Source organism: Brevibacterium sp. R8603A2 (assembly GCF_023072605.1).
GTDB lineage: Bacteria > Actinomycetota > Actinomycetes > Actinomycetales > Brevibacteriaceae > Brevibacterium > Brevibacterium pityocampae.
The window spans coordinates 150,806-174,116 of record NZ_JALLGN010000007.1; the positions used below are offsets into that span (position 1 = coordinate 150,806).

At 68.1% G+C, this 23,311-nt stretch carries 34 protein-coding genes; 31 read left to right on the plus strand and 3 right to left on the minus strand.

Annotated elements, in window-relative coordinates; all coding sequences use genetic code 11:
• The first annotated feature begins 4 nt into the window (after positions 1–4).
• From tuf to map, 28 genes are all read left to right on the plus strand, one after another.
• On the plus strand, positions 5–1,198 hold the full coding sequence (gene tuf / locus MTQ12_RS08840) for an elongation factor Tu (protein ID WP_247618314.1): 1,194 nt from the start codon (positions 5–7) through the stop codon (positions 1,196–1,198).
• 303 nt (positions 1,199–1,501) lie between these two features.
• Entirely contained in the window at positions 1,502–2,686 is a 1,185-nt protein-coding gene (locus MTQ12_RS08845; RefSeq protein WP_348983867.1) for an extracellular solute-binding protein, read from the plus strand.
• Entirely contained in the window at positions 2,683–3,669 is a 987-nt protein-coding gene (locus MTQ12_RS08850; protein WP_247618316.1) for a sugar ABC transporter permease, read from the plus strand. Before MTQ12_RS08845 ends, MTQ12_RS08850 begins: the two co-directional genes overlap by 4 nt.
• Before the next feature lie 3 nt (positions 3,670–3,672).
• A complete protein-coding gene (locus MTQ12_RS08855) occupies positions 3,673–4,524 on the plus strand; it encodes a carbohydrate ABC transporter permease (RefSeq protein ID WP_137317979.1) in 852 nt (283 codons plus the stop codon).
• Positions 4,525–4,575: 51 nt separating this feature from the next.
• On the plus strand, positions 4,576–5,964 hold the full coding sequence (locus MTQ12_RS08860) for an ABC transporter ATP-binding protein (RefSeq protein ID WP_247618317.1): 1,389 nt from the start codon (positions 4,576–4,578) through the stop codon (positions 5,962–5,964).
• A gap of 507 nt (positions 5,965–6,471) precedes the next feature.
• Positions 6,472–6,780, plus strand: a complete 309-nt coding sequence (rpsJ, locus tag MTQ12_RS08865) for a 30S ribosomal protein S10 (protein WP_009379191.1) — start codon at positions 6,472–6,474, stop codon at positions 6,778–6,780.
• Positions 6,781–6,798: 18 nt separating this feature from the next.
• Positions 6,799–7,464, plus strand: a complete 666-nt coding sequence (gene rplC, locus MTQ12_RS08870; protein ID WP_247618364.1) for a 50S ribosomal protein L3 — start codon at positions 6,799–6,801, stop codon at positions 7,462–7,464.
• 5 nt (positions 7,465–7,469) lie between these two features.
• Positions 7,470–8,156 carry a 50S ribosomal protein L4 gene (rplD, locus tag MTQ12_RS08875; RefSeq protein ID WP_247618318.1) on the plus strand — a complete coding sequence of 229 codons (687 nt, stop codon included), beginning with the start codon at positions 7,470–7,472 and terminating at the stop codon, positions 8,154–8,156.
• Positions 8,153–8,452, plus strand: coding sequence for a 50S ribosomal protein L23 (rplW, locus tag MTQ12_RS08880; protein WP_101652159.1), 300 nt, complete (start codon positions 8,153–8,155; stop codon positions 8,450–8,452). The genes rplD and rplW overlap by 4 nt, the downstream gene beginning before the upstream one ends.
• A 31-nt stretch (positions 8,453–8,483) precedes the next feature.
• Complete coding sequence (rplB, locus tag MTQ12_RS08885) at positions 8,484–9,320, plus strand: 50S ribosomal protein L2 (protein ID WP_247618319.1); 837 nt, start codon at positions 8,484–8,486, stop codon at positions 9,318–9,320.
• Between the two features lie 15 nt (positions 9,321–9,335).
• Positions 9,336–9,617, plus strand: a complete 282-nt coding sequence (gene rpsS / locus MTQ12_RS08890; RefSeq protein WP_101652155.1) for a 30S ribosomal protein S19 — start codon at positions 9,336–9,338, stop codon at positions 9,615–9,617.
• A 44-nt stretch (positions 9,618–9,661) separates the two neighbouring features.
• Complete coding sequence (rplV, locus tag MTQ12_RS08895; protein ID WP_137317974.1) at positions 9,662–10,048, plus strand: 50S ribosomal protein L22; 387 nt, start codon at positions 9,662–9,664, stop codon at positions 10,046–10,048.
• Positions 10,048–10,875 (plus strand): 30S ribosomal protein S3, encoded by an 828-nt coding sequence (gene rpsC / locus MTQ12_RS08900; RefSeq protein ID WP_137317973.1) that lies wholly within the window; start codon positions 10,048–10,050, stop codon positions 10,873–10,875. The genes rplV and rpsC overlap by 1 nt, the downstream gene beginning before the upstream one ends.
• A gap of 3 nt (positions 10,876–10,878) precedes the next feature.
• On the plus strand, positions 10,879–11,295 hold the full coding sequence (gene rplP / locus MTQ12_RS08905; protein ID WP_101652149.1) for a 50S ribosomal protein L16: 417 nt from the start codon (positions 10,879–10,881) through the stop codon (positions 11,293–11,295).
• Between the two features lie 2 nt (positions 11,296–11,297).
• Positions 11,298–11,549 carry a 50S ribosomal protein L29 gene (gene rpmC / locus MTQ12_RS08910; protein ID WP_137320279.1) on the plus strand — a complete coding sequence of 84 codons (252 nt, stop codon included), beginning with the start codon at positions 11,298–11,300 and terminating at the stop codon, positions 11,547–11,549.
• Entirely contained in the window at positions 11,549–11,839 is a 291-nt protein-coding gene (gene rpsQ / locus MTQ12_RS08915; protein ID WP_247618320.1) for a 30S ribosomal protein S17, read from the plus strand. The genes rpmC and rpsQ overlap by 1 nt, the downstream gene beginning before the upstream one ends.
• 145 nt (positions 11,840–11,984) lie before the next feature.
• The gene (gene rplN, locus MTQ12_RS08920; RefSeq protein WP_137317971.1) at positions 11,985–12,353 is read left to right on the plus strand and encodes a 50S ribosomal protein L14; all 369 of its coding nucleotides are present in this window, start codon (positions 11,985–11,987) and stop codon (positions 12,351–12,353) included.
• 2 nt (positions 12,354–12,355) lie between these two features.
• On the plus strand, positions 12,356–12,724 hold the full coding sequence (gene rplX / locus MTQ12_RS08925) for a 50S ribosomal protein L24 (protein WP_101652141.1): 369 nt from the start codon (positions 12,356–12,358) through the stop codon (positions 12,722–12,724).
• Positions 12,724–13,296 (plus strand): 50S ribosomal protein L5, encoded by a 573-nt coding sequence (rplE, locus tag MTQ12_RS08930; RefSeq protein ID WP_137317969.1) that lies wholly within the window; start codon positions 12,724–12,726, stop codon positions 13,294–13,296. Before rplX ends, rplE begins: the two co-directional genes overlap by 1 nt.
• A gap of 70 nt (positions 13,297–13,366) precedes the next feature.
• Complete coding sequence (gene rpsH, locus MTQ12_RS08935) at positions 13,367–13,765, plus strand: 30S ribosomal protein S8 (protein WP_101652137.1); 399 nt, start codon at positions 13,367–13,369, stop codon at positions 13,763–13,765.
• Positions 13,766–13,782: 17 nt separating this feature from the next.
• A complete protein-coding gene (gene rplF / locus MTQ12_RS08940; RefSeq protein ID WP_137317968.1) occupies positions 13,783–14,319 on the plus strand; it encodes a 50S ribosomal protein L6 in 537 nt (178 codons plus the stop codon).
• Positions 14,320–14,321: 2 nt separating this feature from the next.
• Positions 14,322–14,702, plus strand: coding sequence for a 50S ribosomal protein L18 (gene rplR, locus MTQ12_RS08945; protein ID WP_137320278.1), 381 nt, complete (start codon positions 14,322–14,324; stop codon positions 14,700–14,702).
• A gap of 26 nt (positions 14,703–14,728) precedes the next feature.
• Positions 14,729–15,361 (plus strand): 30S ribosomal protein S5, encoded by a 633-nt coding sequence (rpsE, locus tag MTQ12_RS08950; RefSeq protein ID WP_137320277.1) that lies wholly within the window; start codon positions 14,729–14,731, stop codon positions 15,359–15,361.
• Positions 15,361–15,543, plus strand: coding sequence for a 50S ribosomal protein L30 (rpmD, locus tag MTQ12_RS08955; protein ID WP_101652129.1), 183 nt, complete (start codon positions 15,361–15,363; stop codon positions 15,541–15,543). The genes rpsE and rpmD overlap by 1 nt, the downstream gene beginning before the upstream one ends.
• 1 nt (position 15,544) lies before the next feature.
• Positions 15,545–15,997 (plus strand): 50S ribosomal protein L15, encoded by a 453-nt coding sequence (rplO, locus tag MTQ12_RS08960; RefSeq protein WP_137317966.1) that lies wholly within the window; start codon positions 15,545–15,547, stop codon positions 15,995–15,997.
• A gap of 243 nt (positions 15,998–16,240) precedes the next feature.
• Positions 16,241–17,542 (plus strand): preprotein translocase subunit SecY, encoded by a 1,302-nt coding sequence (gene secY / locus MTQ12_RS08965; RefSeq protein ID WP_247618321.1) that lies wholly within the window; start codon positions 16,241–16,243, stop codon positions 17,540–17,542.
• A 70-nt stretch (positions 17,543–17,612) separates the two neighbouring features.
• The gene (locus MTQ12_RS08970) at positions 17,613–18,182 is read left to right on the plus strand and encodes an adenylate kinase (protein ID WP_247618322.1); all 570 of its coding nucleotides are present in this window, start codon (positions 17,613–17,615) and stop codon (positions 18,180–18,182) included.
• Complete coding sequence (map, locus tag MTQ12_RS08975; RefSeq protein ID WP_137317963.1) at positions 18,183–19,013, plus strand: type I methionyl aminopeptidase; 831 nt, start codon at positions 18,183–18,185, stop codon at positions 19,011–19,013.
• A 117-nt stretch (positions 19,014–19,130) separates the two neighbouring features.
• Here map and MTQ12_RS08980 read toward each other — a convergent pair whose 3' ends face one another.
• Positions 19,131–19,397: a hypothetical protein gene (locus tag MTQ12_RS08980; protein ID WP_247618323.1), complete on the minus strand. Its 267-nt coding sequence runs from the start codon at positions 19,395–19,397 to the stop codon at positions 19,131–19,133.
• Positions 19,398–19,486: 89 nt separating this feature from the next.
• On the opposite strand from MTQ12_RS08980, the gene MTQ12_RS08985 reads away from it, so the two are divergent.
• Positions 19,487–20,371: a hypothetical protein gene (locus tag MTQ12_RS08985; protein WP_247618324.1), complete on the plus strand. Its 885-nt coding sequence runs from the start codon at positions 19,487–19,489 to the stop codon at positions 20,369–20,371.
• On the opposite strand, the gene MTQ12_RS08990 is transcribed toward MTQ12_RS08985, so the two are convergent.
• Positions 20,298–21,476, minus strand: a complete 1,179-nt coding sequence (locus MTQ12_RS08990; protein WP_247618325.1) for an aminotransferase class I/II-fold pyridoxal phosphate-dependent enzyme — start codon at positions 21,474–21,476, stop codon at positions 20,298–20,300. The genes MTQ12_RS08985 and MTQ12_RS08990 overlap by 74 nt on opposite strands.
• 31 nt (positions 21,477–21,507) lie before the next feature.
• The gene (locus MTQ12_RS08995; protein WP_247618326.1) at positions 21,508–22,590 is read right to left on the minus strand and encodes a C2 family cysteine protease; all 1,083 of its coding nucleotides are present in this window, start codon (positions 22,588–22,590) and stop codon (positions 21,508–21,510) included.
• Between the two features lie 222 nt (positions 22,591–22,812).
• Here MTQ12_RS08995 and infA point away from each other — a divergent pair, with 222 nt between their 5' ends.
• Entirely contained in the window at positions 22,813–23,034 is a 222-nt protein-coding gene (infA, locus tag MTQ12_RS09000) for a translation initiation factor IF-1 (protein WP_137317958.1), read from the plus strand.
• Positions 23,035–23,114: 80 nt separating this feature from the next.
• Positions 23,115–23,228, plus strand: coding sequence for a 50S ribosomal protein L36 (rpmJ, locus tag MTQ12_RS09005; RefSeq protein ID WP_247618327.1), 114 nt, complete (start codon positions 23,115–23,117; stop codon positions 23,226–23,228).
• The last annotated feature ends 83 nt before the right edge of the window (positions 23,229–23,311 follow it).

A 23,311-nucleotide genomic window follows, 5' to 3' on the forward strand; every position in this document is an offset into this window, starting at 1 on the left:
CCCAGTGGCAAAGGCTAGCTTCGACAGGACCAAGCCGCACGTCAACATCGGCACGATCGGTCACGTCGACCACGGCAAGACCACGCTGACCGCGGCGATCACCAAGGTCCTGGCCGACAAGTACCCGGATCTCAACGAGGCGCGCGCCTTCGACCAGGTCGACAACGCGCCCGAGGAGAAGCAGCGCGGCATCACGATCAACGTGTCGCACGTCGAGTACCAGACCGAGAAGCGTCACTACGCTCACGTCGACGCCCCCGGTCACGCCGACTACATCAAGAACATGATCACCGGTGCGGCCCAGATGGACGGCGCGATCCTCGTGGTCGCCGCCACCGACGGCCCCATGCCCCAGACCCGTGAGCACGTGCTGCTCGCGCGTCAGGTCGGCGTGCCGTACATCGTGGTCGCGCTCAACAAGTCGGACATGGTCGACGACGAGGAGCTCCTCGAGCTCGTCGAGATGGAGGTGCGCGAGCTCCTCTCCGATCAGGAGTTCGACGGCGACAACGCCCCCGTCGTCAAGGTCTCGGCGCTCAAGGCGCTCGAGGGCGACGCCGAATGGGTCAAGACGGTCGAAGAGCTCATGGACCAGGTCGACGAGTACGTCCCGGAGCCGGAGCGCGACATCGACAAGCCGTTCCTCATGCCCGTCGAGGACGTCTTCACCATCACCGGCCGCGGCACCGTCGTGACCGGTCGTGTGGAGCGCGGTGTGCTCCTCCCCAACGAGGAGATCGAGATCGTCGGCATCAAGCCGACCTCCTCGAAGACCACCGTCACCGCCATCGAGATGTTCCGCAAGACCCTGCCGGACGCTCGCGCCGGTGAGAACGTCGGCCTCCTGCTGCGCGGCACCAAGCGCGAAGAGGTCGAGCGCGGTCAGGTCATCGTGAAGCCGGGTTCGATCACCCCGCACACCAAGTTCGAGGGCCAGGTCTACATCCTGTCCAAGGACGAGGGCGGCCGTCACAACCCGTTCTACTCGAACTACCGTCCGCAGTTCTACTTCCGGACCACCGACGTCACCGGCGTCATCACGCTGCCCGAGGGCACCGAGATGGTCATGCCGGGCGACAACACCGATATGTCGGTCGAGCTCATCCAGCCGATCGCCATGGAGGAGGGCCTCCGCTTCGCCATCCGCGAGGGCGGACGCACCGTCGGCGCCGGTCGTGTCACCAAGATCGTCGAGTGATCTGAAGCGCGACTGAGCAGAGGCCCCGGAGAGCGATCTCCGGGGCCTCTGTCGTGCCCGGGCGCCGTTCCCGACATCGCAGGGTGTGCCGTGCTAGCTCGGAAACCGGCTCTCCACACCCGTGCGTCCGGGGTTATGGTGGGGGCTGACAGGACATTTCGACGGCGACACGGAGGCTCGATGATAAGGCCGAGACGGCGGAGATCCAGGCGCCTGCTGCCCCTGGCGGCGGCCGCAGGAGCAGCGGTGATGGCACTCTCCGGCTGCCAGACCGACCCGGGCGGGAACACGATCACGTAGTACATCAACCCGGACAACGGCGGGCAGGATGCACTCGCGGAGAAGTGCAGCGCGGACTCCGGCGGCGAGTACCGGATCAGCACCTCGGTGCTGCCGAACGACGCGGAGAGCCAGCGCGAGCAGCTCATCCGGCGCCTCGCCTCGAACGACTCCTCGATCGACATCATGAGCCTCGACACCGTCTACGTTCCCGAGTTCGCCAATGCCGGCTACCTCGAGCCGGTGTTCGAGGAGTACACGGAGTCCTTCACCGAGGACGTCATCGAGGCCGCCGCGGAGTCCTCCTACTGGGAGGACGAGCTCGTCTCCGCCCCGCTCCAGGCCAACACCCAGATCCTGTGGTACCGCAAGTCCGTCGCCGAGGCCGCCGGGCTCGACATGTCGCAGCCGGTGACCTGGGACCAGATCATCGAGGCCGCGCAGAGCCAGGAGAAGGAGATCGGCGCACAGGGCATCCGCGCCGAGTCCCTCACCGTGTGGCTCAACGCCCTCATCGAATCCCAGGGTGGGCAGATCGTCGCCGATCCCGAGGCGGAGCCGGAGGAGACCGAGCTCGGCCTCGACACCCCGGAGGGGGAGAAGGCCGCGGAGATCATGTCGACGATCGGGAAGGAGGGCCTCGGCGGGCCCTCGTTCTCCAACCTCGACGAGAACGGCGCGCTGCTGCGTTTCCAGGGCGAGAACGGCGGCTTCATGGTCAACTGGCCGTTCGTCTACTCGGCCTTCGTCGCGGGCGTCGAGGACGGCTCGATCGACCAGGCGGTCCTCGACGACGTCGGCTGGGCGCCGTACCCCGCCGTCGAGGAGGGCACCCCGGGCGCTGCTCCGTTCGGCGGCGTCAAGCTCGCCGTCGGCGCCTTCTCCTCGAACCCCGAGGCCGCGTTCGCCGCCGTCGACTGCATCCGCCAGCCGGAGAACCAGGCGGAGTACTTCATCACCGACGGTCTGCCCCCGGCGACCCGCGCGGCGTTCGACGATCAGGCGGTGCAGGACGAGCTGCCGTACGCGCAGGCGATCCTCGACTCCCTCGAGACCGCCGCCTCCCGTCCGATCTCGCCCTACTACTCGACGATCACCGGCGGCATCCAGCGGTCCTGGCACCCGCCGGCCGACATCGACCCGGCCACCACCCCGGCCGAGTCCACCGCACTCGTCCTGGAGATCATGCGCGGGGAGGCACTGCTGTGAGCGAATCGACCGAACTCCGCGGCCCCGGCGGCGCCTCCGCCCAGTCCCCGGGCACGACGCGCGCCCGCGAGAAGCCGGGCCGGACCGGGAAGCGGAAGCGCTACACCTCGGAGCGCAGCCGGGCCGAGGCGAAGCTCGGGCTCATGCTCGCCGCGCCGGCGGCGATCGTGCTCCTCCTCGTCACCGGATATCCGATCCTCCAGGCCGTCTACCAGTCGTTCTTCAACCTCCGGCTCACCGACCGGGAGAACGCGTACTTCAACTGGGGGGCGAACTACGTCACGGTGCTGTCCGACCCGCTGTGGTGGCAGACGCTGGGCTTCACGCTCCTCATCACCGTCGTCACCGTCGCCGTCGAGCTCGTCCTCGGCTTCTTCTTCGCGATGGTCATGCTCAACGCGATGAAGGGTGTGCGGGGGCTGATCCGCACGATCATCCTCGTGCCCTACGGCATCATCACCGTCGTCGCGGCGTTCTCGTGGAAGTACGCCTTCGACCTCGGCACCGGCTTCGTCGGCACGTGGTTCGGGATCGAGGGCTTCGACTGGTTCGGCAACTTCTGGTCCTCGTTCGCAGTCATCTCGCTCGCCGAGATCTGGAAGACCACGCCGTTCATCTCGCTCCTCATGCTCGCCGGGCTCGCGCAGATCCCCGGTGACATGGTCGAGGCCGCGACCGTCGACGGCGCGAGCTGGTGGCAGCGCCTCACCCGCGTCATCCTGCCGAACATGAAGTCCGCGATCATGGTCGCCCTGATGTTCCGCACCCTCGAGGCGTTCCGGATCTTCGACTCCGTGTTCGTCATGACGCAGGGAGCCAACGGCACCGCGACGGTGTCCTCGCTCGCCTACGACCAGACGATCTCGCAGCTCCAGACGGGCCTCGGCTCCGCGGTCTCGGTGCTCCTGTTCCTCTGCGTGGGCCTCATCTGTCTCCTGTTCATCAAGGGGTTCCGCGTGAACCTCGGCGATTCGAGAGGTTGAGCCATGGCCGCCACCCGCACCACCTCGCCGCTGACGAAGACCCTGTGGATCGTCGCCTTCGTGCTCATCGCACTGTGGGCGCTGTTCCCCGTCGTCTGGATCCTGTCCCTGTCGCTCAAGAGCCCCTCGGACATCGCCAACCGGCAGTTCTGGCCGACGGAGCTGTCCTGGGAGAACTACGACCTCATCCTGTTCGGCGGCGCCCAGGAGCTGTTCCTGCCGGCGCTGCGGAACTCGATCGGGATCTGCCTCATCGCCACGCTCGTCGCCGTCGTCCTCTCCACCCTCGCCGCGTACGCGATCGCCCGGCTCGACTTCCCGGGCAAGAACGTCGTGCTCTACATGTCGCTGGCGATCACCGTGTTCCCGGTGATCTCGATCGTCACCCCGCTGTTCAACCTGTGGTCGACGATCGGGCTGTACGACACCTGGCTCGGTCTCATCATCCCGTACCTCTCGCTCACCCTGCCGATCTCCATCTGGACGCTCACCTCGTTCTTCAAGGAGATCCCCTGGGAGCTCGAGCAGGCCGCGCAGGTCGACGGGGCGACTGCCTTCCAGGCGTTCCGCAAGGTCATCGTGCCGCTCGCCGCACCGGGCGTCTTCACCACCGCGATCATCGCCTTCTTCATCGCGTGGAACGACTTCCTCTACGGCATCTCGCTGACCTCGACCTCGGCGGCCCGCCCCGTGCCGGCGGCGCTGTCGTTCTTCACCGGCGCCTCGCAGTTCGAGGAGCCGGCCGGCTCGATCGCCGCCGCCTCGATCGTCGTGACGATCCCGGTGATCATCATCGTCCTCCTGTTCCAGCGCCAGATCGTCTCCGGCCTGACCTCGGGCGCGGTGAAGGGATGACCCGCGCGCTCGTCACACCGACCTCCGTTCGCCCCCGTCAAGGAGCACACCATGGCTGAAATCGAACTCCGGAATCTCGTCAAGCGCTACGGCGACGGGTTCCCCGCCGTCAACGACGTCAGCCTGCGGATCGAAGACGGCGAGTTCGTCATCCTCGTCGGGCCCTCGGGTTCGGGCAAGTCCACCGTCCTGCGGATGATCGTCGGTCTCGAGGACATCACCGACGGCGACCTCCTCATCGACGGCGAGCGGGTCAACGACAAGGCCCCGCGCGACCGCGACCTGTCGATGGTGTTCCAGAACTACGCGCTCTACCCGCACCTCACGGTGTACGAGAACATCGCGTTCCCGCTGCGCCTCGACAAGACCTCGTACCCGGAGGACGAGGTGAAGGCGCGCGTCGACCGGGCGGCGACGATGCTCGAGCTCGGCGAGCACCTCGAGCGCAAGCCGGCGAACCTGTCCGGCGGCCAGCGCCAGCGCGTGGCCATGGGGCGCGCGATCGTCCGTGACGCCAAGGCGTTCCTGTTCGACGAGCCGCTGTCGAACCTCGACGCCAAGCTCCGCGGGCAGATGCGCACGGAGATCGCCCGGATGCAGCGCAACCTCGGCGTCACCACCGTCTACGTCACCCACGACCAGACCGAGGCGATGACGCTCGGGGACAAGGTCGCCGTCCTCAAGCGCGGCGCGCTGCAGCAGTATGCGAGCCCGCAGGAGCTCTACCGGGAGCCGGTCAACATCTTCGTCGCCGGCTTCATCGGATCCCCGTCGATGAACTTCCTGCCGGTGACCAATCGCGGCAACGGCGAGCTCGAGTCGCCCTTCGGCACCTTCCGGCTGCCGGAGGAGCGGGCCCGGGGGATGGCCGAGGCGCCCGAGCTGCTCATCGCCGGCCTGCGCCCCGAGGCGTTCCAGGATGCCGACCTGCTCGAGGAGTCCGAGGTCGAGCGGGGCGCCGTGATCACCGCCGAGGTCGATGTCACCGAGTGGCTCGGCAACGAGATCTACGCCTACCTCCCCTTCGAGGCCACCCCCGAGGTGCAGGAGTCGCTCGACGAGCTCGACCGCGACCTCGACGGCGAGGGCATGCGCACCCAGGTCGTCGCCGCGCTCGACCCGCAGTCGCGAGTGCGCGAGGGCGACACCGTGCGCCTGTTCTTCGACCCCGCCGACGTCATGGTGTTCGACCCCGCGACCGGGGACAACCTCACCCGCGACGAGGAGCGCGCCGCGGAGATCACCCGGAAGTCGGAGGAGGCCCGGAGGCGGGCCCTCGAGCGCGCCCGCAGCGAGCAGGGCGCCGGAGGGCAGAAGCGCGGCAGCGGGAACGGTGCCGCGGGCGCGGGCCAGAGCGCGAGCGGCCGGACTGACGCCGGCACGGGCGACCGCACTGCGGACGGCGGCTCCACCACGGGGTCCACCTCGACCGGGCGCTGAGCAGCCGCCGGCGAACTGCGCGGTATCCGAAACGCGACGCGCAATTGCGCGACAGGTTCCGGATACCGCGCAGTCCATGAGACGATTCGGAGACCGGAGACCGGAGACCGGAGACCGGAGACCGGAGACCGGAGACCGGCAGGGGCGGTGGGACCGTACCGCCCCGCCCCCCTCCACCGCACGGTGCGGTGAAGGTCACAGACCGTCGTGCGCCCCGGATTTGCGGTGCCTTGGCGGCTGTGACAAGATGGACAAGTTGCATTTCGGCCTCATGACCCCTGCACAGTGGCACTCAGCCGCGAACAGGCCGGAATCCACCGGGAGAATCTGCCGCAGGCGGGTTCGTCAGCACCGGGCAGCCGATTGATGAAGTGTCAGCTTCGCCCGCAAGGGAGTGGCGACACGCCCGACCTCGGGGGTCGGTCACACCAAGCCGGAGCAGACCGCGCGATCCGTACAGGACGGCGGTTGATGTCCGGGAAGACCAAGAGAAAGAGTTACGACGCCATGGCGGGACAGAAGATCCGCATCCGGCTCAAGTCGTACGACCACGCGGTCATTGACAGTGCAGCACGCAAGATCGTGGACACTGTCACCCGCGCGGGCGCTACGGTCGTGGGCCCCGTGCCGTTGCCGACGGAGAAGAACGTGTACTGCGTCATCCGTTCGCCGCACAAGTACAAGGACAGCCGCGAGCACTTCGAGATGCGCACCCACAAGCGGCTCATCGACATCGTCGACCCGACGCCGAAGGCCGTCGACTCGCTCATGCGACTCGACCTCGCCGACGACGTCAACATCGAGATCAAGCTCTAAGGGGGAGTAATGGCCAACATGCGTTCCAAGGCTCTCCCGACCACCCGCACCGTCAAGGGACTGCTGGGCACCAAGCTCGGCATGACCCAGGTGTGGGACGAGCAGAGCAACCTGGTCCCGGTCACCGTGATCGCCGCCGGGTCGAATGTCGTCACGCAGATCCGCAACGAAGAGGTCGACGGCTACACCGCCGTGCAGATCGCCTTCGGCGAGATCGATCCGCGCAAGGTCGACAAGCCCACCGCCGGACACTTCGAGAAGGCCGGGGTCGCCCCCCGCCGCCACCTCGTCGAGCTGCGCACCGCCGATGCCGGTGAGTACGAGCTCGGCCAGGAGCTCGGCGCAGACGTGTTCGAGGCCGGCACCAAGATCGACGTGACCGCCAAGAGCAAGGGCAAGGGCACCGCCGGCGTCATGAAGCGTCACGGCTTCGCCGGCGTGGGCGCCTCGCACGGCGCGCACCGCAACCACCGCAAGGCGGGCTCGATCGGCGGGGCTTCGACCCCCGGTCGCGTCTTCAAGGGCCTGCGGATGGCCGGTCGGATGGGCGCCGTCAAGCACACCACCCAGAACCTCACCGTCCACGCTGTCGACGCTGAGAACAATCTGCTCCTCATCAAGGGCGCCGTCCCCGGCCCCAAGGGCGCGGTCGTTCTCGTTCGCTCCGCCGCGAAGGAGGCCTGAGAGAGATGACTGAAACCACGACTATCGACGTCCTCGACGCCGCCGGCAAGAAGTCCGGAACCGCGCAGCTGCCCGCCGACGTGTTCGGGGTGGCGACCAACGTGCCGCTCATCCACCAGGTCGTCGTCGCCCAGCTCGCCGCGGCGCGCCAGGGTACCCACAAGACCAAGACCCGGTCCGAGGTCCGCGGCGGCGGGCGCAAGCCGTACCGCCAGAAGGGCACCGGCAACGCACGCCAGGGCTCGATCCGCGCCCCGCAGTACGCCGGCGGCGGGATCGTCCACGGCCCGGTGCCGCGCGACTACTCGCAGCGGACCCCCAAGAAGATGAAGGCCGCTGCGCTCCGCGGCGCCCTGTCCGACCGCGCGCGCCTCGACCGCGTGTTCGTGGTCAGCGCACTCGTCGACGGGGACGCCCCGTCGACGAAGCAGGCCCGTGCGGCGCTGTCGAACCTCAGCGACCGGGCGAACAAGCTCGTCGTCGTCGAGCGCGCCGATGAGCTCACCTATCTCAGCGTCCGCAACCTCCCGAAGGTGCACGTGCTGCCCGCCGACCAGCTCAACACGTACGACGTGCTGATGGCCGACGACATCGTGTTCACCGAGGGCGCGCTGGCGACCTTCCTCGACGGTGCCGCCCGCGGCCGCGTCAAGGCAGGCGGACGCGACACCCGCGAGGAGGACGCAGAATGAGCGTGACGTTCAAGGACCCGCGCGACATCATCATCGCCCCGGTCGTCTCGGAGAAGACCTACAACCTGATGGACGAGGGCAAGTACACCTTCCTCGTCGATCCGCGGTCGAACAAGACCGAGATCAAGTACGCAATCGAATCCATCTTCGGTGTGAAGGTCGCATCGGTGAATACCCTGAATCGCCAGGGGAAGCGCCGTAGGACCCGCTCCGGCTGGGGCAAGCGCAATGACACCAAGCGTGCCATCGTCGCCCTCAAGGAAGGTTCGATCGACATTTTCGGCGGATCGCTCTAAGCGATACCCCTCGTAAGAAGGATCAAGACTCATGGGAATCCGTAAGCACAAGCCGACGACCCCGGGCCGACGCGGCTCCTCGGTCGCCGACTTTGTCGAAGTGACCCGGTCTACGCCGGAGAAGTCACTTCTGCGCCCGCTGTCCAAGAGCGGCGGCCGCAACAGCCAGGGACGCGTGACCACCCGCCATCACGGCGGCGGACACAAGCGCCAGTACCGTGTCATCGACTTCCGTCGCCATGACAAGGACGGTGTGCCCGCACGCGTCGCACACATCGAATACGACCCGAACCGCACGGCGCGCATCGCCCTGCTGCACTACGCGGACGGCGAGAAGCGCTACATCCTCGCGCCGAACCGCCTCAAGCAGGACGACCGCATCGAGGCCGGCCCGACGGCCGACATCAAGCCCGGCAACAGCCTGGCCCTGCGGAACATCCCGGTCGGCACCGTCGTCCACGCAGTCGAGCTGCGTCCGGGCGGCGGCGCCAAGATCGCCCGTTCCGCCGGCTCCTCGGTGCAGCTCGTCGCCAAGTACGGCCCCTACGCGCAGCTGCGCATGCCGTCCGGCGAGATCCGCAACGTCGACGTGCGCTGCCGCGCCACGATCGGCGAGGTCGGCAACGCCGAGCAGTCGAACATCGACTGGGGCAAGGCCGGACGCATGCGCTGGAAGGGCAAGCGCCCGACCGTCCGCGGCGTCGTGATGAACCCCGTCGACCACCCGCACGGCGGTGGCGAGGGCAAGACCTCCGGTGGACGCCACCCGGTCAGCCCGTGGGGTCAGAAGGAAGGCCGCACCCGCAAGCCCAACAAGGAAAGCGACAAGCTCATCGTGCGTCGCCGCCGCACCGGCAAGAAGCGTTGATAGGGAGCCTGAAGAATGCCTCGTAGCCTCAAGAAGGGCCCCTTCGTTGACGAGCACCTGTACCAGAAGGTCGCTGCTCAGAACGAAAAGGGCACCAAGAACGTCATCAAGACCTGGTCCCGACGCTCGATGATCATCCCGGACTTCCTGGGACACACCATCGCGGTGCACGACGGACGCAAGCATGTCCCGGTGTTCATCACCGAGGCCATGGTCGGGCACAAGCTCGGCGAATTCGCCCAGACGCGGACGTTCCGCGGCCACGACAAGGACGATCGCAAGGGCCGCCGCCGCTGAGGCGGGCAGCTCGAAGCGATCTTCGACAAGGAAAGAAGGAAGCGATGGAAGCCAAGGCGAAGGCGCGTTATCTGCGCGTCACGCCCCAGAAGGCTCGGCGCGTCGTTGACCTCATTCGTGGTCAGCAGGCAACCGAAGCTCTGGCGGTGCTGAAATTTGCAGAACAGTCGGCGTCCGATCCGATTTACAAGCTCGTCGCCTCGGGCATCGCGAATGCGCGTGTCCAGGCCGACAAGCTCGGTGAAGCGTTCGACGAGAACGAACTGGTCATCTCGGAAGCATTCGTGGACGAGGGACCGACCATGAAGCGGTTCCGGCCTCGTGCCCAGGGACGTGCCTACCGCATCAACAAGCGCACCAGCCACATCACCGTCGTGCTGGCATCGGGAGACGACCTCCCGGTGGGCGCTTCACGGAAGGGGAACCGCTGATGGGACAGAAGATCAATCCCAACGGATTCCGTCTCGGAATCACCACCGACCACAAGTCGAAGTGGTACGCCGACTCGACCAAGGCCGGGCAGCGCTACAGCGACTACGTGGGCGAGGACGTCAAGATCCGCCGTCTGCTGAGCACCGGCCTCGAGCGGGCCGGCATCTCGAAGGTCAACATCGAGCGGACCCGTGACCGGGTGCGCGTCGACATCCGCACCGCGCGTCCCGGCATCGTCATCGGTCGCCGCGGCGCCGAGGCCGACCGCATCCGCGGGCAGCTCGAGAAGCTCACCGGGAAGCAGATCCAGCTCAACATCCTCGAGGTCAAGAACCCCGAGACCGATGCACAGCTGGTGGCGCAGGGTGTGGCCGAGCAGCTCGCGAGCCGCGTGGCCTTCCGCCGTGCGATGCGCAAGGCGATCCAGTCCGCGCAGCGGGCCGGTGCCAAGGGCATCCGCGTGCAGTGCGCCGGCCGTCTGGGCGGCGCCGAGATGAGCCGCTCGGAGTTCTACCGCGAGGGACGCGTGCCGCTGCACACCCTCCGGGCGAACATCGACTACGGCTTCTACGAGGCCCAGACGACCTTCGGCCGGATCGGCGTCAAGGTGTGGATCTACAAGGGCGACTTCACCGACAAGGAGATCGCCGCCCAGGAGGCCGCACAGCCGAACGCACGGGGCCCGCGCGGCGCCGGCGGCGGTGCCCGCGGTCGCGGTCGCGGAGGACGGGGTCGGGGCACCGACCGTCGTCCCGAGGGCGGCCAGAGGAAGACTGACAACACTGCCGAGGCGGCTCCGGCCGCAGCGGCCGGATCGGAGGGCTGACACATGCTGATCCCTCGTCGAGTCAAGCACCGCAAGCAGCACCACCCCAAGCGCGGCGGCATGTCCAAGGGCGGCAACGAGGTCACGTTCGGTGACTGGGGAGTCCAGGCTCTCGAGCCGGCCTACGTGACCAACCGGCAGATCGAGGCGGCTCGTATCGCGATGACCCGCCACATCAAGCGCGGCGGCAAGGTGTGGATCAACATCTACCCCGACCGCCCGCTGACCAAGAAGCCCGCCGAGACCCGCATGGGCTCCGGCAAGGGCTCACCCGAGTGGTGGGTGGCGAACGTCAAGCCCGGTCGAGTTCTGTTCGAGCTCGCCGGTGTCCCCGAGGAAGTCGCTCGCGAGGCCCTGCGCCTGGCGATCCACAAGCTTCCTCTCAAGGCCCGCATCGTGCGGCGCGAAGGTGGTGAATGACAATGGCGATCGGTTCCAAGGACCTGTCCATGGACGCCCTCGACGGCTTCGACAACGACCGTCTTGTCGAGGAGCTGAAGAAGGCCAAGGCCGAGCTGTTCAACCTCCGGTTCCAGTCGGCCACCGGTCAGCTCGAGAGCCACGGTCGACTCAAGGCCGTGCGCCGCGACATCGCCCGGATCTACACCGTGCTCCGTGAGCGCGAGCTGTCGATCCGGACGAACCCGGCCGATGCCAAGGAAGAGGATAAGTGATGGCCGAGCAGACCCAGGCAGCCGCAGCACAGGCGTCGGAGCGCAATTCGCGCAAGACCGAGCGCGGGTACGTCGTCTCCGACAAGATGGACAAGACCATCGTGGTGGAGGTCGAGGACCGCAAGAAGCACCGTCTCTACGGCAAGATCATGCGGAAGACCAGCAAGATCAAGGTCCACGACGAGCAGAACACGGCAGGCATCGGCGACCTCGTCGTCGTGTCCGAGACCCGTCCGCTGTCGGCGACCAAGCGCTGGCGGCTCGTCGAGATCGTCGAGCGCGCCAAGTAAGAGGCCCGCACACGCCCCGGGTTCCCCCCGGTCCCGCCCCTTCCGCGGCGGCCACCGGGACTCCCGGGGCAGGGCACCCACGTCAACCATCCGTTCCGTCAGGCTCGCCACCGGTGAGAACCGACGAGACGACAGGAGATAAGCAGTGATCCAGCAGGAGTCGCGACTCAAGGTCGCCGACAACACGGGCGCGAAGGAGATCCTCGCGATCCGGATCCTCGGCGGTTCCGGCCGGCGCTATGCCGGCATCGGCGACACGATCGTCGCCACCGTCAAGGACGCCATCCCCGGCGGCAACGTCAAGAAGGGCGACGTCGTCAAGGCGGTCGTCGTCCGCACCGTCAAGGAGCGCCGTCGCGCCGACGGCTCGTACATCAAGTTCGACGAGAACGCAGCGGTCATCCTCAAGACCGACGGCGAGCCTCGTGGAACCCGCATCTTCGGACCCGTCGGGCGCGAACTGCGCGACAAGAAGTTCATGAAGATCATCTCGCTGGCGCCGGAGGTGTTGTGAGCATGGCAGCAAAGCTCAAGATCAAGAAGGGTGACCTCGTGCAGGTCATCGCCGGTGCCCGCGCCTCGCGCGGGGGCGACCGCGGCAAGCAGGGCAAGGTCCTCGAGGTGTTCCCCGAGACCAACCGCGTCCTCGTCGAGGGCGTCAACCGGGTGACCAAGCACCGCAAGGCCGGCCAGACCGCCTCGGGCGCCACGGCGGGCGGCATCGAGATCCACGAGGCACCGATCCACGTGGCCAAGGTGATGCTCGTCGATCCCAAGGACAACAAGCCGACCCGCGTGGGCTACCGCACCGAGGAAGTCGAGCGCGACGGCCGCACCCGCACCGTGCGGGTCCGCGTCTCGCGTCGTACCGGGGAGGACATCTGATGACCGACAGCACCGTGCAGACCCGCCCGGCACCGCGCCTCAAGCAGGTCTACCGTGAAGACATCGTGCCGAAGCTCCAGGAGGAGTTCGGCTACGGCAACCCGATGCAGGTCCCTGGCCTCGTCAAGGTCGTCGTGAACATGGGTGTCGGAGACGCCGCGCGCGATTCCAAGCTCATCGAGGGCGCGATCCGCGACCTCACCCTCATCACCGGCCAGAAGCCCGTGGTGACGAAGGCCCGGAAGTCGATCGCGCAGTTCAAGCTGCGCGAGGGACAGCCGATCGGCGCCCACGTCACCATGCGCGGGGCCCGGATGTGGGAGTTCCTCGACCGCGTCGTCTCGCTCGCGCTGCCGCGCATCCGCGACTTCCGCGGACTGTCGGACCGCCAGTTCGACGGCAACGGGAACTACACCTTCGGTCTGACCGAGCAGTCGATGTTCCACGAGATCGACCAGGACGCGATCGACCGCGTCCGCGGCATGGACATCACCGTGGTGACCACCGCCAAGACCGACGACGAAGGCCGGGCGCTGCTGCGCCACCTGGGCTTCCCGTTCAAGACCAACTGAATCTCTACGTTGTAGGTCCGACGCGGCGCACGCCGCCGACGAAACCCCAACGAGGAAGGGCAACAGCCCAATGACAATGACTGATCCCGTCGCAGACATGCTCACGCGTCTGCGCAACGCCAACTCGGCGTACCACGAGGATGTCAGCATGCCCTACAGCAAGCTGAAGTCGAACATCGCCGAGATCCTCAAGACCGAGGGCTTCATCTCCGACTGGCGCGTCGCTGACGCCGAGGTCGGCAAGAAGCTCGAGCTCGACCTCAAGTTCGGCCCCAACCGCGAGCGCTCGATCGCCGGCATCCGCCGCGTGTCGAAGCCCGGTCTGCGGGTCTACGCGAAGAGCACGAACCTGCCCAAGGTGCTCGGCGGACTCGGAATCGCGATCCTGTCGACCTCCTCGGGTCTGCTCACCGACAAGCAAGCATCGAAGAAGGGCGTGGGTGGGGAAGTCCTCGCCTACGTCTGGTAAGGAAGGGGGAGAGCACAATGTCACGTATTGGCAAGCAGCCGATCTCCGTTCCCTCCGGTGTCGAGGTGAAGATCGACGGTCGCCGCGTCTCCGTCAAGGGACCGAAGGGCGAGCTCGGACTCACCGTCGCCGAGCCCATCGAGGTCACCCTCGAGGACGGCGCCGTGAGCGTCACCCGTCCGAACGACGAGCGCGAATCGCGTTCGCTCCACGGACTCACCCGCACCCTGATCAACAACCAGATCGTCGGCGTCACCGAGGGCTACTCGAAGTCGCTCGAGATCGTCGGCACCGGTTACCGCGTGCAGGCCAAGGGCTCGAACCTCGAGTTCGCCCTCGGCTACAGCCACTCGATCACCGTCGAGCCGCCGGCCGGGATCACTTTCTCGGTCGAGGGCCAGAACAAGCTGACCGTCTCCGGCATCGACAAACAGCTCGTCGGCGAGGTGGCGGCAAACATCCGCAAGCTGCGCAAGCCCGAGCCCTACAAGGGCAAGGGTGTGCGCTACGCCGGCGAGAACGTTCGCCGCAAGGTCGGAAAGGCTGGTAAGTGACCATGGCCTTCGGAAAGAAGCAGAGCTACGGCAAGGGCAAGGGCGCTGCACGCGCTCGCCGCCACGTCCGTCTGCGCAAGCACATCAACGGCACTGCCGAGCGTCCCCGTCTCGTCGTCAAGCGATCGAGCCGCCACGTGTTCGTGCAGGTCATCGACGACAGCGTCGGGAAGACCCTGGCATCGGCCTCCACCATGGAAGCCGATCTCCGGTCCGCCGGCGACGACAAGACCACGAAGGCACGCCGGGTCGGCGAGCTCGTCGCCGAGCGCGCCAAGGCCGCGGGCATCGAGTCCGTGGTGTTCGACCGCGGCGGCAACACCTACCACGGTCGTGTCGCCGCGATCGCCGAAGGTGCACGCGAAGGAGGACTGTCCCTGTGAGCACTGAAGAGAACAAGGACCAGCAGGTGGCCCAGACCGAGACCCCGCAGACCGATGACCGCAACCGCGGTCGCGGCCGGGGCCGCGGCGAGGGCGGCGGCCGCGACGGCCGTCGCGGCAACCGGCAGGACCGCGACGACAAGAACCAGTTCATCGAGCACGTCGTCACCATCAACCGCGTGTCGAAGGTGGTCAAGGGCGGACGCCGGTTCTCCTTCACCGCGCTCGTCGTCGTCGGTGACGGCAACGGCATGGTGGGCATGGGCTACGGCAAGGCCAAGGAAGTTCCCGCGGCCATCGCCAAGGGTGTCGAGGAGGCGAAGAAGAACTTCTTCCGCGTCCCCCGCATCCAGAAGACCATCCCGCACCCGGTGCAGGGTGAGGCCGCCGCAGGCGTCGTCCTGCTGCGTCCGGCCGCCCCGGGTACCGGCGTGATCGCCGGCGGTCCGGTCCGCGCCGTCCTCGACTGCGCCGGCGTCCACGACATCCTGTCGAAGTCGCTGGGCTCCTCGAACGCCATCAACATCGTGCACGCCACGATCGCGGCGCTCAAGGGCCTCGAGCGTCCCGAGGAGGTCGCGGCCCGCCGCGGCCTGCCGGTCGACGAAGTCGCGCCGTACGCGATGCTGCGCGCACAGGAGAGCGGAGCGAACGCCTGATGGCACAGCTGAAGATCACGCAGATCAAGTCCGAAATCGGTGGCAAGCAGAACCAGCGCGAAACCCTCCGGAGCCTCGGTCTCAAGAAGATCAACGACGTCGTCGTGAAAGAGGACCGGCCGGAGTTCCGCGGCATGGTGAACACCGTGCGCCACCTGGTGAAGTGCGAAGAGGTGGATTGAGATGGCAGAAGAGAATGTGCTGAAGCTGCACCACCTGCGTCCTGCCCCCGGCGCCAAGACCGCGAAGACCCGTGTGGGTCGCGGTGAGGCGTCGAAGGGCAAGACCGCCGGTCGCGGCACCAAGGGAACGAAGGCTCGTTACCAGGTTCCGCACGGCTTCGAGGGCGGGCAGACCCCGCTCCACATGCGGCTCCCGAAGCTGCGCGGGTTCAAGAACCCGAACAAGGTGACCTTCCAGGTCGTCAACCTCGACAAGCTCTCGTCGCTGTTCCCCGAGGGCGGCACCGTGGGCGTCGAGGACCTGGTCGCCAAGGGCGCCGTGCGCCCCAAGCAGCCGGTCAAGGTGCTGGGCACCGGAGAGATCTCCGTCAAGCTCGACATCACCGCCGACAAGTTCTCCGCGTCCGCGATCGAGAAGATCGAAGCGGCCGGAGGGAAGACGACGACCGCCTGAGGGTGACCCCTCGGCCCGGTCGCTGGGAGGGAGGTCGCCTGCGGGCGGCCTCCCTCCTGTCGCGTCCGCACCCCTGAGCGTGCACCGGCGGACCCCCGTCCGGGGCCGGCCGTTCGGTTTCAGGGGCGCGGAACCACCCTGCTACAGTTCAACAGGTACTCTCAACGACTCATCATCCGAGGATCGCCGGCCCCTGCGCACGCGCGCGGCCGCCCGCCTTGGTGGACACCCCCAGGAGGACGCTTGCTCGGCGCAATTGGGCGGGCTTTCAAAACGCCCGATCTGAGGAACAAACTCCTCTTCACACTCGGCGTGATCGTGCTCTACCGGCTCGGCTCGTACATCCCCGCCCCCGGCATCGACTACGCGCAGGTCCAGCAGTGCGTCGCCAACCCGCAGCTCAACCAGGGTGCGTTCGGGCTCGTCAACCTGTTCAGCGGCGGAGCGCTGCTCCAGCTGTCGATCTTCGCGCTCGGCATCATGCCCTACATCACGGCGAGCATCATCACCCAGCTCCTGCGCGTGGTGATCCCGCGCTTCGAGGCCCTCCACAAGGAGGGCGCCTCCGGCCAGGCGAAGCTCACCCAGTACACCCGGTACATGACGATCGGACTGGGCATCCTCAATGCCACGACCCTCGTCTCCACGGTGCGCACCGGTGCGCTGTTCGGCAATGTCGAAGGCTGCCAGGACCTCATCGTCAACGACACCTGGTGGGGCGTCCTCATCATCGTCATCACCCTGACCGCCGGCACCGGCCTCATCATGTGGCTCGGCGAGCAGATCACCGAGCGGGGCGTCGGCAACGGCATGTCGCTGCTGATCTTCACCGCCGTCGCTGCCGGCTTCCCGGCCGCCTTCGGCGCGATCCTCACCTCGCAGGGCATCGACATCTTCCTCATCGTCGTCGCGGTCGGCCTCGCGATCGTCGCGCTCGTCGTGTTCGTCGAGCAGTCCCAGCGCCGCATCCCGGTGCAGTACGCCAAGCGCATGGTCGGCCGTCGGATGTTCGGCGGGACCTCGACCTACATCCCGATCAAGGTCAACCAGGCCGGTGTGATCCCGGTGATCTTCGCCTCCTCGGTCCTGTACCTGCCGAGCCTCATCGCGCAGTTCGGTGACCCCGAGGCGCAGTGGGTGCAGTGGATCACCGAGTACCTCACGACGGGCGACCACCCGGTCTACATGCTCGTGTACTTCCTGCTGACGATCTTCTTCACGTACTTCTACGTCGCGATCACCTTCAACCCGGAGGAGGTCGCAGACAACATGAAGAAGTACGGCGGCTTCATCCCCGGCATCCGCGCCGGACGGCCGACGGAGCAGTACCTGAGCTACGTGCTCACCCGGATCACCTTCCCGGGCTCGCTGTACCTCGCGTTCGTCGCGATGATCCCGCTCATCGCGCTGGTGCTCATCGATGCCAACCAGAACTTCCCGTTCGGCGGCACCTCGCTCCTCATCATCGTCGGTGTGGGCCTGGAGACCGTCAAGCAGATCGATTCGCAGATGCAGCAGCGCCACTACGAGGGGCTGCTGCGCTGACCACGACCGCATCGGCCGCGCCCGTCCCGGGCGCCGGCCGTGGGCGGGACCATCCTGAAAGGAACACACCATGAGCGAACGGATCATCCTCATCGGCCCGCCGGGGGCGGGCAAGGGCACCCAGGCCGCCCGCCTCGCGGAGAAGCTCGGCATCCCGGCGATCTCCACCGGGGACATCTTCCGTGCGAACGTCGCCGGGGAGACCGAACTCGGGAAGACCGCGAAGCGCTACATGGACTCCGGCGAGTACGTGCCGGACGAGGTCACCAACTCGATGGTCAAGGACCGCCTCGCCCAGGACGACGCCCAGCCCGGGTTCCTGCTCGACGGCTACCCGCGCACCGAGGCGCAGGTCGCCGAGCTCGACTCGATGCTGTCCGACCTCGGCGAGTCGCTCGACCACGTCGTCGAGCTCACCGCCGACACCGACGAGGTCGTCGAGCGCCTGCTCGCCCGCGCGCAGCTCCAGGGCCGCTCCGACGACACCGAGGAGGTCATCCGCCACCGCCTCGACGTCTATGCCGAGCAGACGCAGCCGCTGACCCGGGTCTACGCCGACCGCGGTCTGCTGCGCCAGGTCGACGGGCTCGGTGAGATCGATGCGATCACCGACCGCATCCTCGCGCAGATCGGGCACTGAGTGTTCGGATCCAAGCTGGAGCTCAAGACCGAGGCGCAGATCCGCACGATGCGCCGCGCCGGTCTCGTCACACGGGCGGCCCTCGCGGCCGCCCGTGCCGCGTCCGTGCCCGGGGCCACCACCGCCGAGGTCGACGCAGCCGCGGCCGCCGTCATCGCCGAGGCCGGTGCGCGCTCGAACTTCAAGGGCTATCACGGGTTCCCCGCTGTGGCCTGCATCTCCGTGAACGAGGAGATCGTCCACGGCATCCCCGGCGCGCGCGTCCTCGAGGCCGGCGACCTCGTGTCGATCGACTGCGGAGCGATCGTCGACGGCTATCACGGCGACTCCGCCTTCACCCTCTGCGTCGGCGGCTGGGAGCACGCGAGTGCGGCCGACCGGCGTCTCTCCGACATCACCGAGGAATCGATGTGGGCCGGCATCGCGGCCTTCGCCCGCGCCAAGCGGGTCGGCGAGATCGGTGCGGCGATCGAGGAGTTCGCGCTGGCCGAGGCTCCGGACCTCGGGCTGCTCGAGGACTACACCGGGCACGGCATCGGCACGCAGATGCACATGGAGCCCGAGGTGCTCAACTACCGGGCCAGGAACATGGGGCCGAAGATCCGGCCCGGGCTGTGCCTGGCGATCGAGCCGATGCTCGTCGCCGGTGACATCGCCTCGCGCACCCTCGACGACGACTGGACCGTCGTCACCGTCGACGGGGCGCGGGCCGCCCACTGGGAGCACACAGTGGCTCGCCACGAGCGCGGGATCTGGGTGCTCACCGCCGAGGACGGCGGGGCCGAGCGCCTCGCCGCCTACGGCGTGACCCCGGTGCCGCTCGAGGACTGACGCGGCACCGGCGGGCCACCGGGCCCGCCGAACGGACCGGCCGGAGTGCGTGTGCACTCCGGCCGTCGTCGTATCCAGCGGTGAAGCGGGCGCGGGCGTCACGTGGACGCACCCGGATCAGACCTGTGCGGCAGCGGCCCGGGTGTCCGGCACCTCCCTCATCTTCCCGCGGACTCCCAGGAAGGTTCCCAGATAGGTCCCGCCTGCTGCCAGGAGACCGAGTGCGAACATCCATGTCGCGGTGGTGGTGATGCCTGCACCGACGATCATGAATGCTGCGAAGGCGATGACTACGGTGATCGAGGCCGCCACGCTGGCCGCGGCGAGGGAGAAGCTGTGGGCAGCGCGAGCGCTCTCGAGCGCTGCTGCGAAGGACTGGGACATGGTGGACCTTTCTGAGACAACGGGTATCGCTGTCCACGCTATGGTGGCGGTTCACCCCTTGCCACGTCCTCCCGAAACGGAGACGCACAGTGACGGATCAGCACCGCTACCGCATCACCCGCGGTGGTTTCGACGTGGTCTCCGTGTTCGGCTCGCTCGGGGCGAGCGCAGTGCCGGGGCCGGTGATCACCTCGGTGCTCGCTCTCCACGGCTACAGCGAATCCGCTGCTCGCAACCAGGTCGTGCGCCTCGTCTCACGCGGTCTGCTGCACCGGTCCCAGGTGGGCAGGATCGCCGTGTACCGCCTCGCCGAGGCCCTGCGCCCGAGCTATGGGCGGCTCGCCGGGCGGGTGGAGCACACGGAGTTCTCCGGGGCGTTCGCCGCCGTCGTCCTGTCGATCCCCGAGGCTCGTCGCTCCGATCGTGACCGCGTGCTCTACCTTGCACGGAGATCCGGCTACCGGCCGCTCCGGCCGGGAGTGCTCATCGCTCTCACCGAGGCGGTCGCCGGGTTCCGGGCTGAGGTCGGTGCGGACATCGGGGTCGAAGGCAGGGCCTGGCTCGAGTTCTGCTCCCTCGTGCCCGAAGACATGGACCAGGCCCGGCGCTGGGCCGACCGGGCATTCGGGATCGCCGCGCTGCGAAGCATGATCGGCGATGCCGAGGCGCGGGTCGCCGCAGCACTCGGCGGCTCCGAACTCGGCCTGGTCGATTACTTCGATCTCTACTATGCAGTCTCCGGCGAGCTCATGAGCGCACCGGTCCTGCCGGCAGACCTCGCCCCCGGCCTCGCCATCCACACCCGGCTGGGCCGCTGCATGGGCATGCTCTACGAGTACTACTGGGCAGCGTTCGGCCCCGCCGTGCTGAGCCGGGTGCAGGCGCTGCCGAATGCGGACCTCATCGAGTGGGATCCGCAGGCGCCTCCTGCCGGCCGTCGATCGCCTCGGCCATCCGTTCGACGATCTCCGTGAGGACCGCCCGCGGGGTCGCGGTGTTGATGCGCACGTGCCCGGCGCCGGCCTCACCGCACTCGCGGCCGTTCGTCAGCGCGATCCCGGCGGACTCGCGGAGGAACCGGACGGGGTCCTCGCCGAGGTCGTAGGCCCGCAGGTCGACCCAGGCGATGTAGCTCCCGGCGGACGGCAGGTGTCCCGCTTCCGGCAGCCGCTCGGCGAGCAGGGCCGCGAGCGCTGCTCGGTTGTCGTCGAGGTAGGCCAGCAGCTCCGCCAGCCAGTCCCCACCCTCCCGGTAGGCCGCGGTCGTCGCGACGATGCCGGGGCTCGCCGTCGAGTGCGCGACGAACTCGCCGAGCTCGGCGAACCGGGCGGCGTCGACGCGGTTCGTGAACACCATCTGCGCGCACTTGAGGCCCGGGATGTTGAACGCCTTGGAGGCCGACAGCGCGGTGATCGAGTGCTCTGCGGCAGCCTCGGACACCGTGGCGTAGGGGATGTGGCGGGCGCCCGGGAAGACGAGCGGGGCATGGATCTCGTCGGCGAACACCCGGGACCCCGTGGCCTCGACGATCCGGCTGATGGCCTCGAGCTCGGTGCGCTCGTAGACCTTGCCGATCGGGTTGTGGGGATTGCAGAGGACGAGCAGCCCGCCGCCGGCGAGCGCGGACTCGAGGGCGGGCCCGTCGACGTCCCAGCCGTCGGCGGTGCGGATCATCGGCACCTCGCGGATCTCGCGTCCGCACAGCGGCGGCACATTGAAGAACGGCATGTACGCCGGGGTCATGAGGACGACCGGGGTGCCCGGTGCGGTGAACAGGTCGATCATCGCGCGGTACGCGGTGATGACATCGGGCACAGCGGCGACCTGTGCGGGGGCGATGTCCCAGCCGAAGCTCCGTGCGCAGTGCTCGGCGGTGGCCTCGCGGAGATCCCGGAGCATCGCCGGCGGCGTGTAGGTGAAGAGCTCCTTCTCGGTGAGCTCGGCGAGGGCCGAGTGCACGGCCGGGGCGGTGCCGAAGTCGGCCTCGGCGATGAAGGCGCCCAGGGTCTCGGGGATCGCGGTCCACTTGAGGCCGCCGCGGGCGCGGAGCTGGTCCGGGGTGTACTCGGGAATCGTCATGCCTCCACGGTACCGCTCGGTCGGCGGGGCCTCAGCGCAGGCGGGGGCCGACATTGACGCTGATGAACGTGCGGCGGAGCTGGGCCGCGGAGAGGAACAGATCGGTGCGCCGGGGTTCGGCCTCGGCGCCGCCGAGCGGATTGTGCACATGGACCCGCAGCGGCCCGTGCGGGTCGGGTGAGCCGTCCTCGCTCAGCCGGGCGACCCGCCGCACCACGTAGACGTGGCCGTCCATGACGGCGACCGAGCGGTGCGCGTCGTCCTCCCGCGGCACCCGGAACGATCCGCCGGGTCGCACGAGCGTCGAGGCGACGACCGGACGTCCGGCCGCGAGCCAGTGCTCGATCCGCGACAGGCGCAGCGGGACCGGCTGGGCCGGGCACCACCGGCCGGTGAGGAGCCCGAGCGCGACGCCGGCGAAGTCCCCCTGGATCCGCCGGTAGGAGCCGCGCCCGTAGGTCAGTGCGGCCGCCTTCTCCACGAGCGAGGCGGCGTTCGGTCGCAGCCGGCGGTCCCCGGCGCGGTGCGCGGCGGGAACGCGGGGGCTCAGCGTCACCCAGCGGGCCCCCGGCGTGTGGAGCCGCACCTCGACGAGCCCGTTGTCGGTGGGCCGGACGAGCGAGGCGGTGAATCCGGGGCGCATGTGCTCGCAGGCGGCGAGCACTGCGATGAACCAGCAGTCGCTCAGACGTCCCTGCCGGATCGAGAGCGGTCGGACGGGCCGGTTCCGTTCCCCCTCCGCCGGCCGCGCAGCGGCGGACCCGGGGGCGGTGAGGCCGCGCAGCGGCACGGGGACCCAGCGGGCCGGCCCGCGCGGCACCGGTTCGAGCGCCGGCACGGTGTCGAGGGCGCGGGCCACCTCGGCGGCGGAGAGGTCGTGGGCGGCGGCGAGGAGCCGGGGGCCGCGCCGGTCGTCGATGCGCAGGCGGCTGCGGAGGCGCCCCGTCAGGGAGGAGGAGCGGCCGCGGGCGGGACGGAGCTCGGCGGACAGGGCGCCGAGGTCGGCGCGGGGGAGCGGGTCGACGGCGAGCAGCGTGCGGAGCAGACGGAGATCCTCGGCCCGGCGCGCCCGCACGGAGCGGGGCCGACGGACGCGACGACGCTCGGTTGGCATGCGCGACCCGATTCCGGTAGAGTAGTTCACTGGTCTGTTATGGGCAAGGAAAGAACCCGCCGTGTCGCACCCGAGCTTAGCGCACGGAGGCCCGCCGGCGGTGGATTCCCCACCTGCAGATCCCGGTCGAATCGGAACCCGCCCGGGAGACCGAAGAGGATCCGAGATACGAACGATGCGTGGCCGTCCTACGGCCACGGGAAGATGAGGTTGACGAACGATATGGCCAAAAAAGAAGGGGTCATTGAGATCGAGGGCTCTGTTGTGGAGGCTCTGCCGAACGCGATGTTCCGCGTCGAGCTGACCAACGGGCACAAGGTGCTCGCGCACATCTCAGGAAAGATGCGCCAGCACTACATCCGCATCCTCCCCGAGGACCGCGTCGTGGTGGAGCTGTCTCCCTACGATCTGTCCCGCGGACGTATCGTCTACCGGTACAAGTAAACGGTCTTTTCGACAGTTTTCGCCGCTCACAGCCCCCGGGTCCTGGCCCGGGGTCTTCGCGGTGAGAAGAAGGATTAACGATGAAGGTCAAGCCCAGCGTCAAGAAGATCTGTGAGAACTGCAAGGTCATCCGGCGCAACAGCCGCGTCATGGTGATCTGCGACAACCCGCGCCACAAGCAGCGTCAGGGCTGATTCGCTCACCTCGAGCAGATCGACACAGCTGTGCCGCACCCGCGGCGCCAGCGAGCACCACACCCAAGCAGGCCTCGCCCCCT

Excerpts from the sequence above, each read along its gene's own strand:
- MTQ12_RS08855 (WP_137317979.1), top strand. The coding sequence starts at position 3,673 with ATGGCCGCCACCCGCACCACCTCGCCGCTGACGAAGACCCTGTGGATC.
- MTQ12_RS08860 (WP_247618317.1), top strand. The coding sequence starts at position 4,576 with ATGGCTGAAATCGAACTCCGGAATCTCGTCAAGCGCTACGGCGACGGG.
- rpsJ (WP_009379191.1), top strand. The coding sequence starts at position 6,472 with ATGGCGGGACAGAAGATCCGCATCCGGCTCAAGTCGTACGACCACGCG.
- rplC (WP_247618364.1), top strand. The coding sequence starts at position 6,799 with ATGCGTTCCAAGGCTCTCCCGACCACCCGCACCGTCAAGGGACTGCTG.
- rplD (WP_247618318.1), top strand. The coding sequence starts at position 7,470 with ATGACTGAAACCACGACTATCGACGTCCTCGACGCCGCCGGCAAGAAG.
- rplW (WP_101652159.1), top strand. The coding sequence starts at position 8,153 with ATGAGCGTGACGTTCAAGGACCCGCGCGACATCATCATCGCCCCGGTC.
- rplB (WP_247618319.1), top strand. The coding sequence starts at position 8,484 with ATGGGAATCCGTAAGCACAAGCCGACGACCCCGGGCCGACGCGGCTCC.
- rpsS (WP_101652155.1), top strand. The coding sequence starts at position 9,336 with ATGCCTCGTAGCCTCAAGAAGGGCCCCTTCGTTGACGAGCACCTGTAC.
- rplV (WP_137317974.1), top strand. The coding sequence starts at position 9,662 with ATGGAAGCCAAGGCGAAGGCGCGTTATCTGCGCGTCACGCCCCAGAAG.
- rpsC (WP_137317973.1), top strand. The coding sequence starts at position 10,048 with ATGGGACAGAAGATCAATCCCAACGGATTCCGTCTCGGAATCACCACC.
- rplP (WP_101652149.1), top strand. The coding sequence starts at position 10,879 with ATGCTGATCCCTCGTCGAGTCAAGCACCGCAAGCAGCACCACCCCAAG.
- rpmC (WP_137320279.1), top strand. The coding sequence starts at position 11,298 with ATGGCGATCGGTTCCAAGGACCTGTCCATGGACGCCCTCGACGGCTTC.
- rpsQ (WP_247618320.1), top strand. The coding sequence starts at position 11,549 with ATGGCCGAGCAGACCCAGGCAGCCGCAGCACAGGCGTCGGAGCGCAAT.
- rplX (WP_101652141.1), top strand. The coding sequence starts at position 12,356 with ATGGCAGCAAAGCTCAAGATCAAGAAGGGTGACCTCGTGCAGGTCATC.
- rplE (WP_137317969.1), top strand. The coding sequence starts at position 12,724 with ATGACCGACAGCACCGTGCAGACCCGCCCGGCACCGCGCCTCAAGCAG.
- rpsH (WP_101652137.1), top strand. The coding sequence starts at position 13,367 with ATGACAATGACTGATCCCGTCGCAGACATGCTCACGCGTCTGCGCAAC.
- rplF (WP_137317968.1), top strand. The coding sequence starts at position 13,783 with ATGTCACGTATTGGCAAGCAGCCGATCTCCGTTCCCTCCGGTGTCGAG.
- rplR (WP_137320278.1), top strand. The coding sequence starts at position 14,322 with ATGGCCTTCGGAAAGAAGCAGAGCTACGGCAAGGGCAAGGGCGCTGCA.
- rpmD (WP_101652129.1), top strand. The coding sequence starts at position 15,361 with ATGGCACAGCTGAAGATCACGCAGATCAAGTCCGAAATCGGTGGCAAG.
- rplO (WP_137317966.1), top strand. The coding sequence starts at position 15,545 with ATGGCAGAAGAGAATGTGCTGAAGCTGCACCACCTGCGTCCTGCCCCC.
- MTQ12_RS08970 (WP_247618322.1), top strand. The coding sequence starts at position 17,613 with ATGAGCGAACGGATCATCCTCATCGGCCCGCCGGGGGCGGGCAAGGGC.
- MTQ12_RS08980 (WP_247618323.1), bottom strand. The coding sequence starts at position 19,397 with ATGTCCCAGTCCTTCGCAGCAGCGCTCGAGAGCGCTCGCGCTGCCCAC.
- MTQ12_RS08990 (WP_247618325.1), bottom strand. The coding sequence starts at position 21,476 with ATGACGATTCCCGAGTACACCCCGGACCAGCTCCGCGCCCGCGGCGGC.
- MTQ12_RS08995 (WP_247618326.1), bottom strand. The coding sequence starts at position 22,590 with ATGCCAACCGAGCGTCGTCGCGTCCGTCGGCCCCGCTCCGTGCGGGCG.
- infA (WP_137317958.1), top strand. The coding sequence starts at position 22,813 with ATGGCCAAAAAAGAAGGGGTCATTGAGATCGAGGGCTCTGTTGTGGAG.
- rpmJ (WP_247618327.1), top strand. The coding sequence starts at position 23,115 with ATGAAGGTCAAGCCCAGCGTCAAGAAGATCTGTGAGAACTGCAAGGTC.